Source organism: Xenorhabdus entomophaga (assembly GCF_037996725.1).
Lineage (GTDB): Bacteria > Pseudomonadota > Gammaproteobacteria > Enterobacterales > Enterobacteriaceae > Xenorhabdus > Xenorhabdus khoisanae.
The window spans coordinates 1-223 of the sequence record NZ_JBBMXH010000515.1 but is presented as its reverse complement, the minus strand read 5'-3'; the positions used below and the strand labels follow the sequence as shown (position 1 = coordinate 223).

Below are 223 nucleotides of genomic sequence, written 5' to 3'. Positions count from 1 at the left end.
GTCGATGGGAAACAGGTTAATATTCCTGTACTCGGTGTTACTGCGAAGGGGGGACGGAGAAGGCTAGGCCAGCCGGGCGACGGTCGTCCCGGTTTAAGCGTGTAGGTGGGTGCTCCAGGCAAATCCGGAGTACTGCAACACTGAGGCGTAATGACGAGGCACTACGGTGCTGAAGTGGTTGATGCCCTGCTTCCAGGAAAAGCCTCTAAGCACCAGGTAACAC

At 56.5% G+C, this 223-nt stretch carries 1 rRNA gene; it reads left to right on the top strand.

From position 1 onward, the window contains the following. A 23S ribosomal RNA gene (locus tag AAC854_RS24895) occupies nt 1–223 on the top strand; the annotation flags it as partial.